The organism is Psychromonas arctica, from assembly GCF_038155225.1.
Taxonomy (GTDB): domain Bacteria; phylum Pseudomonadota; class Gammaproteobacteria; order Enterobacterales; family Psychromonadaceae; genus Psychromonas; species Psychromonas arctica_B.
Map to the genome: position 1 here is coordinate 121,190 of NZ_JBAKBA010000001.1, position 15,680 is coordinate 136,869.

Annotated in this window: 17 protein-coding genes; 7 read left to right on the forward strand and 10 right to left on the reverse strand. The window is 35.4% G+C overall.

Annotated features, from left to right (window positions below):
- Nucleotides 1-38 precede the first annotated feature (38 nt).
- The 3 genes from gloA to plsY form a co-directional block, all read right to left on the reverse strand.
- Nucleotides 39-449: a lactoylglutathione lyase gene (gene gloA, locus V6255_RS00590; protein ID WP_341626397.1), complete on the reverse strand. Its 411-nt coding sequence runs from the start codon at nucleotides 447-449 to the stop codon at nucleotides 39-41.
- Between the two features lie 107 nt (nucleotides 450-556).
- Nucleotides 557-982, reverse strand: a complete 426-nt coding sequence (locus V6255_RS00595; RefSeq protein ID WP_341626398.1) for a cytochrome c5 family protein — start codon at nucleotides 980-982, stop codon at nucleotides 557-559.
- 124 nt (nucleotides 983-1,106) lie between these two features.
- Nucleotides 1,107-1,703 carry a glycerol-3-phosphate 1-O-acyltransferase PlsY gene (gene plsY, locus V6255_RS00600; RefSeq protein ID WP_341626399.1) on the reverse strand — a complete coding sequence of 199 codons (597 nt, stop codon included), beginning with the start codon at nucleotides 1,701-1,703 and terminating at the stop codon, nucleotides 1,107-1,109.
- A 170-nt stretch (nucleotides 1,704-1,873) separates the two neighbouring features.
- Here plsY and folB point away from each other — a divergent pair, with 170 nt between their 5' ends.
- From folB to V6255_RS00615, 3 genes are read left to right on the forward strand one after another with little or no spacing between them, the layout of a single operon-like run.
- Nucleotides 1,874-2,227, forward strand: a complete 354-nt coding sequence (folB, locus tag V6255_RS00605) for a dihydroneopterin aldolase (RefSeq protein ID WP_160064572.1) — start codon at nucleotides 1,874-1,876, stop codon at nucleotides 2,225-2,227.
- Nucleotides 2,227-2,715 carry a 2-amino-4-hydroxy-6-hydroxymethyldihydropteridine diphosphokinase gene (gene folK, locus V6255_RS00610; protein ID WP_341626400.1) on the forward strand — a complete coding sequence of 163 codons (489 nt, stop codon included), beginning with the start codon at nucleotides 2,227-2,229 and terminating at the stop codon, nucleotides 2,713-2,715. Before folB ends, folK begins: the two co-directional genes overlap by 1 nt.
- A gap of 33 nt (nucleotides 2,716-2,748) precedes the next feature.
- Nucleotides 2,749-3,549, forward strand: coding sequence for an undecaprenyl-diphosphate phosphatase (locus V6255_RS00615; RefSeq protein ID WP_341626401.1), 801 nt, complete (start codon nucleotides 2,749-2,751; stop codon nucleotides 3,547-3,549).
- A gap of 175 nt (nucleotides 3,550-3,724) precedes the next feature.
- Here the strand turns inward: V6255_RS00615 and V6255_RS00620 are convergent, their stop codons facing one another.
- A complete protein-coding gene (locus tag V6255_RS00620) occupies nucleotides 3,725-4,960 on the reverse strand; it encodes a multifunctional CCA addition/repair protein (RefSeq protein ID WP_341626402.1) in 1,236 nt (411 codons plus the stop codon).
- A gap of 183 nt (nucleotides 4,961-5,143) precedes the next feature.
- On the opposite strand from V6255_RS00620, the gene V6255_RS00625 reads away from it, so the two are divergent.
- Nucleotides 5,144-6,757 carry an AAA family ATPase gene (locus tag V6255_RS00625; protein ID WP_341626403.1) on the forward strand — a complete coding sequence of 538 codons (1,614 nt, stop codon included), beginning with the start codon at nucleotides 5,144-5,146 and terminating at the stop codon, nucleotides 6,755-6,757.
- A 7-nt stretch (nucleotides 6,758-6,764) separates the two neighbouring features.
- Complete coding sequence (locus V6255_RS00630) at nucleotides 6,765-7,565, forward strand: general secretion pathway protein GspB (RefSeq protein WP_341626404.1); 801 nt, start codon at nucleotides 6,765-6,767, stop codon at nucleotides 7,563-7,565.
- Between the two features lie 390 nt (nucleotides 7,566-7,955).
- On the opposite strand, the gene V6255_RS00635 is transcribed toward V6255_RS00630, so the two are convergent.
- From V6255_RS00635 to V6255_RS00645, 3 genes are all read right to left on the reverse strand, one after another.
- The gene (locus V6255_RS00635) at nucleotides 7,956-8,558 is read right to left on the reverse strand and encodes a TIGR04211 family SH3 domain-containing protein (protein ID WP_160064560.1); all 603 of its coding nucleotides are present in this window, start codon (nucleotides 8,556-8,558) and stop codon (nucleotides 7,956-7,958) included.
- A 112-nt stretch (nucleotides 8,559-8,670) separates the two neighbouring features.
- Nucleotides 8,671-9,936: an inorganic phosphate transporter gene (locus V6255_RS00640; protein WP_160064558.1), complete on the reverse strand. Its 1,266-nt coding sequence runs from the start codon at nucleotides 9,934-9,936 to the stop codon at nucleotides 8,671-8,673.
- A 16-nt stretch (nucleotides 9,937-9,952) separates the two neighbouring features.
- Nucleotides 9,953-10,633, reverse strand: a complete 681-nt coding sequence (locus V6255_RS00645; RefSeq protein WP_025562551.1) for a TIGR00153 family protein — start codon at nucleotides 10,631-10,633, stop codon at nucleotides 9,953-9,955.
- Nucleotides 10,634-10,812: 179 nt separating this feature from the next.
- Here V6255_RS00645 and V6255_RS00650 point away from each other — a divergent pair, with 179 nt between their 5' ends.
- Complete coding sequence (locus V6255_RS00650; RefSeq protein ID WP_341626405.1) at nucleotides 10,813-12,324, forward strand: CYTH domain-containing protein; 1,512 nt, start codon at nucleotides 10,813-10,815, stop codon at nucleotides 12,322-12,324.
- A gap of 198 nt (nucleotides 12,325-12,522) precedes the next feature.
- Nucleotides 12,523-13,671 (forward strand): methyl-accepting chemotaxis protein, encoded by a 1,149-nt coding sequence (locus tag V6255_RS00655; protein ID WP_341626406.1) that lies wholly within the window; start codon nucleotides 12,523-12,525, stop codon nucleotides 13,669-13,671.
- 114 nt (nucleotides 13,672-13,785) lie between these two features.
- Here the strand turns inward: V6255_RS00655 and V6255_RS00660 are convergent, their stop codons facing one another.
- The 3 genes from V6255_RS00660 to V6255_RS00670 form a co-directional block, all read right to left on the reverse strand.
- Nucleotides 13,786-14,127 carry a hypothetical protein gene (locus tag V6255_RS00660; RefSeq protein WP_341626407.1) on the reverse strand — a complete coding sequence of 114 codons (342 nt, stop codon included), beginning with the start codon at nucleotides 14,125-14,127 and terminating at the stop codon, nucleotides 13,786-13,788.
- Nucleotides 14,128-14,129: 2 nt separating this feature from the next.
- A complete protein-coding gene (locus V6255_RS00665) occupies nucleotides 14,130-14,777 on the reverse strand; it encodes a hypothetical protein (RefSeq protein ID WP_341626408.1) in 648 nt (215 codons plus the stop codon).
- 208 nt (nucleotides 14,778-14,985) lie between these two features.
- A complete protein-coding gene (locus tag V6255_RS00670) occupies nucleotides 14,986-15,669 on the reverse strand; it encodes a PspA/IM30 family protein (RefSeq protein WP_160064550.1) in 684 nt (227 codons plus the stop codon).
- Between the last annotated feature and the right edge of the window lie 11 nt (nucleotides 15,670-15,680).

Below are 15,680 nucleotides of genomic sequence, written 5' to 3' on the forward strand. Positions count from 1 at the left end.
AGCTACTGACTCATCAAGCTAAGCAATGAGCCTGATAATTAGCTTTCGCCTAGCCCTTTACCCGCATCTTTTTTATTGATTAATTCAATCATATAACCATCCGGATCTTTTACAAATGCAATCACAGTGGTACCGCCTTTTACTGGTCCTGGTTCACGCGTGATAACACCACCCAAACTTTTTATTTTTTCGCAAGTTTGGTAAATATCATCAGTTTCAATGGCAATATGACCATAAGCATTACCTAATTCGTAAGCATCTGTACCCCAGTTATAAGTTAATTCGATAACTGTTGTGTCAAGTTCATCACCGTAACCTAAAAAAGCAAGTGTATACTTATACTCAGCGTTTTCTGACTGACGTAATAATTTCATCTCCAGTACATTTTGGTAAAAATCTAATGACTTTTGTAAATCAGTAACACGTAACATTGTGTGTAATAAACGCATAATACTTGTCCTCTTATCGAAAATAGATACAAAAAAAGACAAATCTAAGTTTGTCTTTTTTAATTTTTACTCATACACAAGCTTAATAATAAAGATTTTAACGCTTATTATAAACCTTGGATCAAAAACTTAACTGTTGCAATAATTTCGTCGTCGCTACAGTTGCTACAAGTTCCTTTTGCAGGCATTGCATTAAAACCTGAAAGAGCATGTTTAATTAACGTTTCTTCACCTTGTGCTATACGAGGTCCCCACGCTGCAGCATCTCCTTTGATTGGAGCACCAGCGGCACCTGTACCATGACAAGCGATACAAAATGTACCGTAAACTTGCTCACCAGAACGTGGTTCTGCAGGCTCATCTGATGCACTAGCGGTATTTGCAGTGACAATTTCACCATTTATATATACATCACTAATAGGTGCGATACGACTTGCAATCGCTTCATCAGAGAAATCTTGTGCAAAGCTCGATACGCTGAACAAGCTCATTGAAAGAGTGATAAATAGGCTGAGACGTTTAATAAGGGTCACATGAACTCCTGTAAGTGTTAATAAAAAGCCAATATTTTTACCAATCCTGGTAATTATTGTGTATTTGTTGTGATTTTTTCAATTATAACGAGATTGCCTTTAACTACCAATCTCTTTATGGATATTATTGTTTCCAGTTCACTATTTTCTTTTCTTTACCGGTTAATAAACGACGAATATTACTAATATGCCTCAGAATGATTAAACATGAGAGCATCAAAACAGGCAAAGTGAACTCAGGTTTTATGTAGTGTACAAAAACTGGTGCGGCAAGAGCAGTAATAATTGCTGCCAATGAAGCATAACCACTGATCGCAACGGTTAATAACCAGGTGATAACAACTAACCCTGTCATATCCATCCCTAAAGGTAACAATGTCCCTAATCCTGTTGCGACAGCTTTTCCGCCTTTGAAGTCAAAATAAGGAGGGAAGATATGGCCTAAACAAGTTGCGATGCCGATTAACCCAATACCGATAGGTGGAATACCAACAAAGTAAGCTAAATAAACGGGAAAAGTGCCTTTTAATAGGTCAAAGAGAAGTACTAAACTTGCTGCTTGAGCGTGATGTATTCGTAATATATTGGTAGCACCTGGGTTTTTTGAACCATGCAATCTTGGGTCTGGCCAGCCTTTGAATTTACATAATAAAATGGCGCCATTTAGGGCTCCTAAAAAGTAAGCCGATATACTAAAAATAAATGTTGTCAGTATAATCATGGTACTTATTTCATCCTATTAAGGTAAAATGCGGTGCAATTATAATTGATATATAGATAAATATTTTATTAACTTATTATAATATTTAGTTTAACACTCGAGTTTACTCGCTAATAGACACAAAAAAAAGCTCCGTTGTATCAAAATGGACATCGCTATGGGATTTAAAAATGGATATTGTTTTTATTAAACAGTTAGAAGTAATTAGTACAATTGGTGTTTATGGTTGGGAAAAAGGAATACAACAAAAGTTGTATTTTGACCTAGAAATGGCATTTGATAATAAACCAGCTGCCGATAGCGATGATATTAACCTTGCTTTGAATTATTTCAGTGTTTCTGAACGCGTAAATCAGTTTGCACAGCAAAATCAATTTGAACTAATTGAAACCATGGCTGAACGTGTTGCTGCATTGATCATGCAGGAGTTTTCGGTGACATGGATAAAACTAACATTGCATAAACCTGGTGCATTAGCTAAAGCGCAAAGTTTAGGTGTACAAATTGAACGTGGAATAAAATAGTGGCACGTATTTTTGTTGGTGTCGGCTCTAGTATCAACCGGCAAGAAAATATTCGAGAGGGAATGCTGTTATTAAAAGATAATTTTGGAGAATTAAAGCACTCAAGTGTCTTTGAAAGTGAGTCAGTAGGCTTCAAAGGTGGGCTTTTTTATAATTTAGTGGTGGAACTAAACAGTGAGTTATCAATCACACTTGTTATACAAACATTAAAGAAGATAGAAGTGCAGCTAGGAAGGCCTGAAAAATCCATTAAATTTGCCCCAAGAACGTTGGATTTAGATTTATTATTATATGATCAAGAGATAGAGCATACGTTAGATCTTCCGCGTGCAGAAATCATCAAAAATGCTTTTGTGCTTCAACCTTTAGCTGAATTAGCGCCAACATTAATACATCCCATTTTAGGTGTCAGTTACCAGAATTTATGGTCGGAATACCCGGTGGGCAAACAAAAATTATGGAAAGTAGTCTTGCCTATTTTTAATTAATGAAGCAATGACACATAAGCAGACGAGATAAAAATGAGTATTTTAGAAGTTGTAGTATTAGCCTTGATTCAAGGGTTAACTGAGTTTTTACCCATTTCCAGTTCAGCACATTTAATTTTGCCGTCAGTATTATTAGGCTGGCAAGATCAGGGGTTAGCCTTTGATTTAATGTTGAATATTGGCACGTTATCGGCTGTGCTGATCTATTTTTATCGTGAAGTTAGTAACATGTCGGTTGCTTGGGTTGATTCAGTAAAAAATAAAAAGCACAGTCAAGATAGTAAATTAGCATGGTGGATTATATGGTCAACGATCCCTGCTGCAGCGATTGGTTTTTTAGGTAAAGATTATATTGAAGTGTATTTACGCAGTGGTTATGTCATTGCAATAACCACTGTTGTGTTTGGCTTGTTACTTTGGTGGGCAGATGTAAAAGCAACACAAGTAAAAACTGAGTATCAGACAGGTTTAAAAGGAGCCATTATTTTAGGTTTTGCACAGGCACTCGCTTTAATACCTGGAACCTCTCGCTCTGGAATCACTATTACTGCCGCCTTAATGCTTGGTTTAACACGTAATGCTGCTGCTCGTTTTTCTTTTTTAATGTCAATTCCAATTATTGCGATGGCATCGGGATATGACTTATTAAAGTTTGTTTTATCAGATGAATATGTTGATTGGCCATCTTTGGTTTTAGGTGCTGGTGTTTCATTTATCAGTGCAATTTTATGTATTCATGTATTTTTAATCTTATTAAATAAAGTCGGTATGCTACCGTTTGTTATTTATCGATTGTTATTGGGTGCGGCTTTGTTTTATGTTTTAGCAAGTTAAGTTGGCTTGTCAAAACAGGAATTAAGTGGGTTTGAAGCAGACAAAGTGGCTTCAATAGCCACCTTTTATATTTCTGTTATCAGACATTGCCAAGCAATATAAGAACAGTAAAAATAAATAACTTCATAATAGAAACAAGTATGAGCAGTTATCTAATACGCTTAATTAATTATAATTAAGTCGTGCGTTTATGAGCGTCTTTAAATATTTGTACTAGCTTAATACGTTGCTCATTTAATTTACTTCTGATGTCAGCCCCTTGAAAACCTTGCGCAATGATCGCTTGTATATCTACTTTTAAAGCAGCTTGAAAGCCTTGCCACATATAATCTGCAGTGGGGTAAGGTAACAATTCAAATCCAGTGCGCCCTTTAGAGTCTGCTACACAGCATTGCAACATTTGTTGAAAGCGTTGTGGTTTACGCCATGCATCACATTTATCCATGATACCGACCATCGTGCTTGCTCTTAACTCAAAAGCACTGTGAATATTGGTGTGGTGTTCACTCACTAATAATGCGAGATCTCGGTATTCATTTGGTACTTTAAGGCGTTTACAGAATTTTTTAATCACTGATAAACCTTTAAATCCATGTCCTTTATGACTTGGCCATTCACTTTGTGGCGTAAAGGCTTTACCTAAATCATGCACTAAGCAAGCGAAACGAAAAGCAACTGAGTCTGACAATAAACAAGCTTGCTCTACAACCATCAAAGTATGGATACCCGTATCAATTTCTGGATGCCAGCGTTTCGGAGCAGGCACACCATATAAGTTATCAACTTCAGGAAATAAAGCGGCTAATGCACCACAATCACGCAGTATTTGAAAATAAACTTGCGGGCTATCTGTTTGTAAAGCTTTTTCAGTTTCAACCCAAACACGCTCAGGGGTTAAACTTTGTAACTCTCCACTGGCCGAAATCACTTTCATTAGAGTGAGTGTTTCTGGTGCGATATGAAAACCAAGCTTGGCGAATCGAGCTGCAAAACGGGCAACTCTTAATACTCTTAAAGGATCTTCGCTGAATGCAGGACTAATATGGCGCAATATTTTCTTTTCTAAATCTTGTTGTCCGAAATAAGGATCGAATAACTGTTTGTCTTCAGATTGTGCAATTGCATTAATAGTGAGGTCACGCCTTGCTAAATCATCTTCTAAACTTACATCTTGACCTGCGTAACAACTAAACCCTGTATATCCGATACCTTGTTTACGTTCAGTTCTGGCTAATGCATACTCTTCACCAGTATTGGGGTGGAGAAAGACAGGAAAGTCTTTACCAACTTGGGTAAAGCCTTTTTCTAACATTGCTTCTGGGGTGCTATTAATGACAACAAAATCATGGTCTTTGACTTCGAGGCCTAATAGTTGATCTCTAACTGCGCCGCCGACTAAAAATACACGCATTGTTTACCCCCTTAATGAATAATTTAGTTATTATACCGAAACTAGCTAAATATGCAGAAGCTTGTTTATTTCATTAATAATAATTGTCATCAGTATGTGATCTAATAAGATGGTTAGTAATATTTATCGGTTATTTATTTCCATTGTTATTAATACGGCTCAACATTTTGTCTAAGGTTTATAATGTACCAAGAATTTTTTTCTTTGAAAGAACAGCCATTTTCAATCTCTCCAGATCCTGATTTCTTATTTTTAAGTGATCGCCATAAAGAAGCATTAGCGCATTTAATGTATGGCTTGATAGGTAACGGTGGTTTTGTTTTATTAACTGGTGAAGTGGGAACAGGTAAAACCACTGTATGCCGTGCACTCTTAAAAGATATTTCTGATGATACGGATATTGCCTACATATTAAATCCTGCTCAAACAGAAGTAGAATTGTTAGCGACTATTTGTGACCAATTAAAAATTGATTATGATGTTGATAGAGCAAGCTTAAAAACCTTATTTGACGCAATCAGTAGTTGGATGATTGGCAACTTTGAAAATGGACGTAATGCGATCGTTTTGATCGATGAAGCTCAACATCTTAGCTTCGCTGTTCTTGAGCAATTAAGGTTATTAACTAATATAGAATCAAACAACAAAAAACCATTACAGGTTATTTTAATTGGACAAACAGAGTTACAACAAAAACTCAAAGAAAACCAATTACGTCAATTAGCTCAACGTATTACCGCTCGTTACCATCTATTACCACTGACTTTACAAGAAAGTGAGTTTTATATTCAGCATAGACTTAATGTTGCAGGTGCAACTACCCCTATTTTTGAAACAAAATTACTTAAACGTATATTTAAGTATAGTCGTGGTGTACCAAGATTAATTAATTTAATTTGTGATCGCAGTATGCTTTGTGCATATAGTCAAAACTCACCTAAAGTGACGGCTAAAATGATTGATTTAGCCGTCAAAGAAATTGATTTAAGTCTTAATGATAAAAATGAAGGTAGATCGTTTAAGCAGGGATGGCGAATTTTACTGCTAGTTGTTTTAACCGCGTTCACAGCTATACAAGCTCCTAAAATATTTCATAATTTTAATCAGCCAAGAGAATCAATTGAAACAATAAGTGAATTTAATTTATCTCATACTGTGCCTTTACAGCCTCGATCTATTAGTACTTCTTTTAACAACTTATCTTGGTTTGATAATTACCCTGAACTTGATTTAAGTAATGGCGAGTTTTCAAATGCATTAAAAACACTTTATGCCGTATGGGGTTATGAAGTTAGTTTAGATAATGCAAGCTGTGCAGAAGGCGATACAGCCTCATTACAATGTTATTCAGAGAACACGTCGTTACAAAAGCTAGAGCAACTAAATTACCCTGCTGTTATCGAACTCGTGAGTGATGAGGATTCTGTTTATGCGGTACTTTATAAAGTAAATAAAGAGTATGAATTATTGATTGGTACACAAAAGATAGAAGTGGATCGTTCATGGTTAACTGAGTATTGGACTGGTGAATTAACGCTATTATGGCAAGTTCCTTTTGATATTACTAAACCATTAAAATTTGGTGAAAAAGGCGATAGAGTATTATGGTTATCTAAACAATTAAATCGAGTGTATGGGGTATCTGAAAACCCTAAAAGTCGCTTTGATTGGAAATTGAAAAATACAGTGATTGAGTTCCAAAATAATAATAATTTAGTTGCGGATGGCATTGTTGGTCGACAAACATTAATGCCTTTAGTACAACAGTTAGATACAACAATACCTTCATTATTGTAGAGGCATTATGTCCACCATACTAAAAGCATTAGAAAAAAATAAAGAACAAAATCAACCTGTTATTGTTGATAAGTCAGCAGATACTATTTGGAAGTCAATGATGGTAGCTGCGTTGTTAGTGATTGTTATATTGCTAACTATAGTGGTGTTTTTGTTATTTAAACCGACGGTTGAAGCAGCTAAACCAATACCATATATCCCTTCGGTAGCGGAACTAATACACGCAGCACCCGAACAGAAAAATCCACATTACGATAGCTTAGTGAGTGAGGTCGACTTTAATACTGCACCTTTACCGACTGTATCGCAAAAGACTGAAATGGAATGGACACCTGCGGTAAAAGCGAATGTCAATGCGGGGAAAAATTCAGTAGCAAAAAATGCTGAATCAGATCAATTAATTATTGATGGTTCTGTTCCCAAAAGATCCATTTCTAGTAAGCAAGATACTAATCATATCTCTCTTGATGATGTGCCTGATGATTTACAACAACGCTTCGCGTTAGCGGTAGAAGAAGAGAGTAATACTACTTTTACTGAGTATGTCGATAAAGATGAAGAGTTAGTCACTTCTGATATTGCATCAATGCCTGCTCGCTTTCAATATAGAGTCCCTGTGATGCGCTATGACTCACATGTCTATTCAAGTGAAGCTAAAGATCGTTGGATACGTATTAATGGAGTTGATTTACGTGTTGGTGAGTCTCTTGGCGAAATAGAATTAGTCGATATATTACCCCATCAAAGTATATTTCGTCTTGGCAAACAAAGCTTTACGTTAGAATCTCTGCAGGATTGGAAAGGTTAATTGCTTTATTTTAGATGTTTTTTTAAAGTATTTATTAAGCTAGAAAACTAAACCATACAATTAAATTATATAACTAACCTAAATACTGGTTAATAAAAACGAAATTTCATTTAAAATCATAAGGTTATATTTTTATTATACAGTGCAGTTACATTTACGTAGTTCAAAGCGAATTATTGAAGCAATGACGGGTTATTGAAAGATAATTTAACGCAGAAATAGCAGTGTTGTATCGCTTTGCTTATCCAGAACTGAGGTTAACTAAACTATATAAATTAAACGATAAAACTAAAGTTTAAAATGAAGCCATAAAAAAACGCACTAACGTGCGTTTTTATTTTTAAGTTATTTATATTTTAAGTAACTTATATTAATTAACTTTCTTTCTCTTTACCAGTTGTCAGTACGTTTTTTGCGACGAGGTAAAAACGGTAAAATTAAGCCTACCAACATACCAAAGAATAAAACACTACCACCGTACATTAACCATTCCATTTTAATCCGTTCATCTTTAGTCGATTGTAATAAATCTAATTCCATATTACGTTCTTTTAAATCTGCAATGGTATCGCGTAATGCTCTTTTTTCACTATCAAGTTGTGCTATTAGGCTATCTTTATCAATAATAGCTTGTTCTTTATCAGCATTTGCTTTTGCATTATCACTATTGATAGTGTTGAGCTTATCTTGGCTTGTTTGAAATTGTTTTTGTATTTCAGGTAGCAATGATTTTGCTGGTGGTTGTTTTTGAATCTCAGATGATTTTACCCAACCGATTCTACCCGTTGGGGTTTTGACTTGCATAAACTTTGTTTTCTCATTGTATTTTAAAGTATCAACCGATGTACCTACTTCGATCGTACCGATAATACGATATTGTAGACTTGGGCCTGAATGCATGTAGATAGATAGTTCGTCACTTACGTATTGTGTTGCAGCAAAGCTACTGAAGGGGAATAAGAAGCACAGTAAAAGTAATTTGATTGATTTCAAAAGAAAGACCTTTTAGCAAATAAATTGAGCAATCATTCTAAAAGTTATTGATGCTCAGTAAAAGCAAAAAAGAGAGCCTAAGCTCTCTTTTTTCGATTTGAAGTATTAATTTTTAAGAAAAAACACTTTTTAACATGTAGAAGAAGATAATCGATAAACCGGCACCGATAGGTAATGTAACGACCCATGAAATGACGATGTTACGCACTACACCTAGGTTCAAGGCTGCAATTCCTCTTGCCATACCAACCCCTAATACCGCACCAACTAATGTCTGTGTTGTTGAAATAGGTAATCCAGTACCAGAGGCAATTACAACCGTAGAAGCGGCTGCTAATTCAGCTGCAAAACCACGGCTAGGTGTTAGATGGGTAATGCCATGGCCAATAGTTGCCATTACACGTTTACCGAATATCGCTAAACCTAATACGATACCAATACCACCTAATGGCAAAATCCACCAAGCTAGTTCAGCTTTAGCTGTAATTTGTCCATTATGCTCAACAATACTTACTACCGCCGCTAATGGACCGATTGCATTAGCAACATCATTTGAACCGTGTGCAAATGCCATAGCACAAGCGGTTACAATCATTAAAACAGCAAATATTTTTTCTACATTAGCAAAATGCATTTGTTTGTCTGCTTTAGGATCAATTTTCACTCGATTAACAAATACTTTGCCAATAACCGCAATTGAAGTACCGACTATAGTCGCTAATATGATAGCTTCTATGGTACTAAAATGTAATCCAACGTGCTTAAGACCTTTAGTAATCGTCACTAAAGATAATATGAAACCGGCCAAAAACATGTAAAAAGGCACATAGCGTTTTGCATTAGTAATGGGATCTTTGGTATTAAAAATCAGCTTTTGCGAACTCATGAAAATAAAGTAAGCAATAATACCGGAAATAAGTGGTGTTACTATCCAACTGCCGATAATGCCTCCAACTTTACTCCATGTAACACTGTCAACACCAACACCCACCGCTGAGAAGCCTACAATAGCACCTACAATCGAGTGTGTTGTAGAAACAGGCCAACCAAAGTAAGAAGCGATAATTAGCCATAAACCAGCCGCTAATAATGCGGCCGTCATACCATAAACAAGCAACTCAGGTTGATCGACAAAATAGGAAGCATCAATAATGCCTTTACGTATTGTTGACGTTACTTCGCCACCCGCTAAATAAGCACCTGCAAACTCAAAAATCATTGCGATGATAATAGCTTGTTTGATCGTTAGTGCTTTTGAACCAACAGAGGTCCCCATTGCATTGGCAACATCGTTTGCACCAATACCCCAAGCCATTAAAAAGCCTACTGCGCCAGCAAACATAACTAACATGCTGCCGTATGTATTTAAAATATCCATCTTTAAGTCCTTAGAGCTACGATCTAGCTAGAATAAGTTCTAACTGGGTGCCGATTAATTCTGAATGATCTGCAAGACTGCCTACCCACTCTAGAATTTTATACAAAAACATTACATCTACAGGTTTGTAATTATCTTCAATGGCTAATAAGTTGCGACGAAGTTTGATTTGTAATGAATCTGTATCATCTTCAATCGTTTCAAGTACTTCAATCATTTTGGTTACAATGTCTACTTCACGGCCTTTAAAGCCTGTTTCTAGTAATTCATCTAACTCATTAATTGCATTTTTTGCTTGTTGAATAGCATCTAAACTGCGTTGCACGTATGCCATGAAATCAACAAAAATTTCACTCGGTATTTGTAGCTGACGACCAAAAATACGTCCAGCTATGTCTTTCGCAGTATTAGCAATTTTATCTTGGCGATTAACAAGCTCTAATAAGTCAGCTCGGTCAATCGGCATAAACAAACCTTTTGGAAGCGTTAAACGCAATTCACGTTTAAGTTCATCTGCTTGTTTTTCATATTGAGAGATTTGTTTACGAACTTTCTCTGCTTCGACCCAGTCATTTTTTGAACTGGCTTCAAAGAAAGGTAATAACAATTCACTACATACTGCTACTTTGTCCATGTGTAATTGGATCGGTTTGATTGGAGATTTTGCAAACACTCCAAATATCGAATTAACTGGCATGATTCACCTTAGGTTTTGATGGTTTGGTAACCACATTCTAGTTCAGTTGAACATCTAATATGCGGCGCATGTTAACTTTCTTTTGCACACAATAGAACATCAATTTAGTATAATTGAGAAAATTTTACGATTAAAACTGATCTAGGCTATTAAATAAAGGGTAATTTGCGGTATATATTATGGAAACAGAGATAGAAATTAAGTTTTTTTTTAACGCACACTTCGCCGATGAATTGCTGAATAAAATAAGCCAACACACCGTTATTTCTCATAAAGATCAAATGATGTACAACGTCTATTTTGAAACACCATTACGCTCTCTAAGAATGATGGATATGGGGTTAAGAGTTCGTCGTATTGATGATCAATATACTCAAACGATTAAAACATCTGGTCGTGTTATCGGAGGCTTACATCAGCGTCCAGAATATAATGAACCGATTGAAGGTTTAGAGCCTGAGCTAACACGGTTTAATAATAAAATTTGGCCTAAGGATTGTAGCTTAAGTGAATTACAGGAACAAATAGCACCATTATTTAGTACAGATTTCAGACGCTTACATTGGTTATTAGAAATGCAAGAGGGAACGTTAATTGAAGTTGCTTATGATTGCGGAAAAATTATAGCCAATCAAGGTGAGACTGAAATTTGCGAAATAGAATTAGAATTAGTGAAAGGAGATGAGGCTCAATTATTTATTTTAGCGCAAGATATTGCCTCTTTACCGCAAGTTCGTTTAGGTAATGTGAGCAAAGCACAGCGAGGTTATATGCTCACAGAAGGTGCTAATTTCTTAGTTAAACGGATTGATTTTTCGGCTTTGAATCCTGAAATGGTTTTGCGTGAAGCACTTTCTGTTAATTTTCAACATGGTTTAAAACACCTTCAATATCATGAACATTGTTATCTTGAAAGTGGTGATTTTGATGCTTTAGTTGAACTACAGAAAAGTATTATGTTTTTACATCAAAATATTCATCTTTTTAGAGAAGCAGGTACTTCATTCTTAGGTTGTGCATGGGTTGAAGACCTACAATGGCTAGCGAGAAGCTTTTCATGGATTGATGAGCGTTTAGTTTTTAGAAAATTATTAGAAAATAAAGCTTATTACATTCGTAAATTACCTCGATTAAAACAATTAAAAAAAGATTTACGTCTAGCTGACCAAGCACTTCCAAGTGAAGAAGATATTTTTAATATATTGCACAGTTCACGCTATTGCCATTTTGTTTTAGGTTTAACGCAATGGTTAATTGCACTAGAAAAAACAGCAGATACTGAAGGGGACTCAATATCGCTGCTGACATTTTCAGATATGGTATTAACTGAGGGCTGGTCTAAATTAAAAACAGCTCTATCTTCTGAACCATTATTAACAACGGATAATTTATTACAACATCAAGGGTTATTAACGGCAAACTTAATGACAGGATTTAGTCTTGGCAACTTATTCGATGCGGAACAAAGCGCTGAGTATTGTTATCCATGGTTAGATATTTACCAAGGTATCCAAGAGCTTTCTATGCTTGGTGCTATTTCTGAGTTAGCAGTTGATGAAGAAGATATTGTGGTACAGGCGGAATATTTTAAATGGGTTAAGCGTAAACAATTTTCATTATTAAGCGCTATTGAGCAATCCAAACAACGCGCTATAGCTAATGAAATGTATTGGCTTGCTTCAGACAGTTAACTCGTATTTTTATAAAGCAGGACAAAATAAAGCATTTAATTAAAAGCAAAAAAATGTAGAGGGAGCAATAGATCACAAATTCTCTACATTTAACCTTAAATAGGTATATTTAAGCACATTATCATTAATGTTTTCTTTCACTGTGCCGATAAGGTAAGTAACTTCTTATCTTACTTACCTTTTCTTGCGAGTGAATTTATGGCGAAAATACAACTAAACGGTTTAGAACAAAAATTAGTGAACACTTCTGCTTTAGGGAAAGGTTTTATTTTCTTTATTATTGGAGCGGTATTTACATTATTACTTAATCAACTTTTGCCTTTTAACTTAACCCCAGTATTTATTCTAATTGCCTTATTAAGCTTGGCTGTTATTTGGCAGCATTATTGTCATCAAAAACAAGTTTTAATCTTAAAACTGTATATTGAAGAACCTCACACATCTAAACCAGAACAATTAAAAGGTGCATTTTCTGAGTTGTATTTATGTGCTGTTCAGGAAGCTGCAAACGCAAAAAATCAAACTGAACAGAATGCGAGTACTATGGCTAAGCTTCATGAAATAATAGAGCAATTTAGTACTTGCATGGAAATCATTAATGAATCAATCGCAGAAGAATTTGATCAAATCGGCTCTTTAGCAACAGCAATGAACGAAATGACTGCTGCTGTTAAAGAAGTAGAGGGGAATGCGGAAAGTGCTTCAGTTTCTACTTTGGAAGCTACAAATGTAGCGGAAGAAGGGCGTAATGCCGTTGATGCAACTATCTCGTCAATTAATGCACTATCAAGAAATATTGATGACTCAGCGACAGCAGTAAATAATGTAGAAATAAAAGTCGAAAGCATTGGTAGTGTCGTTGATACTATTCGTAGTATTTCCGATCAAACTAATTTATTAGCATTAAATGCAGCAATAGAAGCTGCTCGAGCTGGTGAAGCTGGACGTGGTTTTGCAGTGGTTGCCGATGAAGTAAGAAACCTTGCTAAACGTACTCAAGATGCCACTGTTGAAATTCAAGCAATGATCGAACTATTACAAAAAAGCGCACAACAAGCAGTAGGTTTAATGGACAGTAGTGTTAAAGAAGCTGAAATTGGTGTAACGGAAGTGACTAAAGCAGGTATTAAATTGTCTGATATTGTAGGTAAAGTTAATCATATTTCAGACCTTAACTACCAAATTGCTTCAGCTTCAAAAGAGCAGGCGACAGTCGCAGATGAAATCAATAGCAATTTAGTGCAAGTAAAAGAAACCGTTGAAGGCTCAGTGGTAGTATTACAAGAAGTAACAGAAATGACGGAAGAAATTCTTGGTTATTCTGCGCAACTAACTAAGGCATCATAGTGGTAAGTTGTTAAAGTCATACGTACTAAAATAGAATAAAAAGCACTGTTTTACAGTGCTTTTTATTCTGATAAGTAAATATTAACCAAGATATTTTCGAGTGTGGTTTTTATATTACTCTTCTTCAAAGTATTCACTATAAGTTGCAAACTTAGTGAGCTCTTCAATGACACACTTTTTAATATCAAGTTGGTTTTCTGCCGCAATATTATAACGGAGACCAAGCTGAATATAATCATTAGTGCTCAAACTAACGGTCAAACGAGGGCGCTTAGGTTTTTTATGTGTCGGTAGTTCTAATAAGTCTCGAATCTTTTCAGAAGGGCTGATGCCTTCATCTAATGCACTACGGCGAATGCTATATTGCAGCTTACTATCCATATCAAAAGCAATTTGTACTGCTTTGACTACTTTTGCTGATTGCTGCCATTTTTTAGGTAATTCACCATTGGGCATTATTACTCTCCTTTTATCCATAATTCCGCAATGTCACTAGCTGGGCGTAAGCTAGATAAATAAACATCGGTATCACCATTTTCAAAAATAAATATTTCTATTAAACGTAAACCCTTATTACCTTCTAATGAGAAGTATTGAAACTCACGTCCATGTTCCTGATCGGTAAATTCTGGTGGCTTGCTATCTCTATAATCTGCTTGATGGATATAGCCTGATGTTTCAAAATCTTGTTGAATATATTCCGTTGCTAACATATCACCATAACTATGCTGTTCAGTTAATGGTGCTAAACGTGCTTTTCCTGGTGCTTCAAAAATTTCTGAAAAATCATCTAAATTAAACAAGGTTTCAACGTCAGCACGACTTAATAACAAACTACATTTAATAAGATTTTTAGGGTTTTTAGGGAAGCTGACATAAACCAGTTTTTCATTTGCACCTTGACTAATAAGTTGTATGTGATGCTCATGACTGAATTCAATGGTTGTGATGTCATTAACTTGTAATTGTTGCTTACGCATTGCTTCAGGTAACGCAAAACTATCACCAAAGCAGAATATGTCACCGTTTAACAATTGCTTAGGTTCATTTAAAACACGAGTAGGTACGGCAGGTTTTTTATTAAATAACGATTTTAAAAAGCGCATAGAGATCCTTAAACTAACCGTATTAACTACTTGAGTTAATACTACATAGAAATATTAGGTAGAAAAATAACATATTTTAATGAATATGACTGTATCGTAATTATTGCAGGCGACTATTTATAGTTATTAACACAAAAAAATTATAGTCATTAACGTAAAAAACACGACGAGCATTCGCTGGTCGTGTTTTCATTACAGTGAAGATAGATTATTTATTTTTTAAACGGTCTAATACTGATTGTGCACTGTTTTGTTGCTCACCAATGCCCGCTTCTTGTAATTTGTTTTTTAATGTTTGCTCTGGTGTTTCAGATTCTAATTGTTCAGCCGCTTTTAGCTTATCATCAAACATTGCTTGTTTTTTCTTAATACGCTCAAGAGAATCTTTTGCATTTAATAACTTAGAGTTACTTGCAGTAAAGTTATCTGTTATTGCAGACGTTGCTTTTTGAACGCTTTCAGTTGTTTTTACCATGGTTAACTGACGTTTATATTCAGTTAATTGACGTTCACTTTTCTTGATTAGTTCTTTTAAGCGATCTGCACTCTTTAAGAAGCTTTCATTTGCTTGTTGTTGTTCAGCCGCTGTTGTTTCTAATTCAGCAATTTTTTCAGCAACTTCAATAGCTAATGCTTCATTGCTCTGGTTTAGGGCTTGCATTGCATAGCCTTCGTGCTCTTTAATACTTGCTTGTAATTGTGCTAACTCGCGTGCCGCTTGCATTTGCTTCGCCATCACTTCTGTTAAGTCACGTTTTGCAATAGTAATGTGTTTTTCTGAATCACGAATTTCTTGTTCGAAAATTCTTGTTGAATTGGCATCTACAATCGCTTCACCAGCTTCTGTTGCACCACCACGTACTGCAGTAATAATTTTTTTAAATATGCTCATTGTAAACTCCG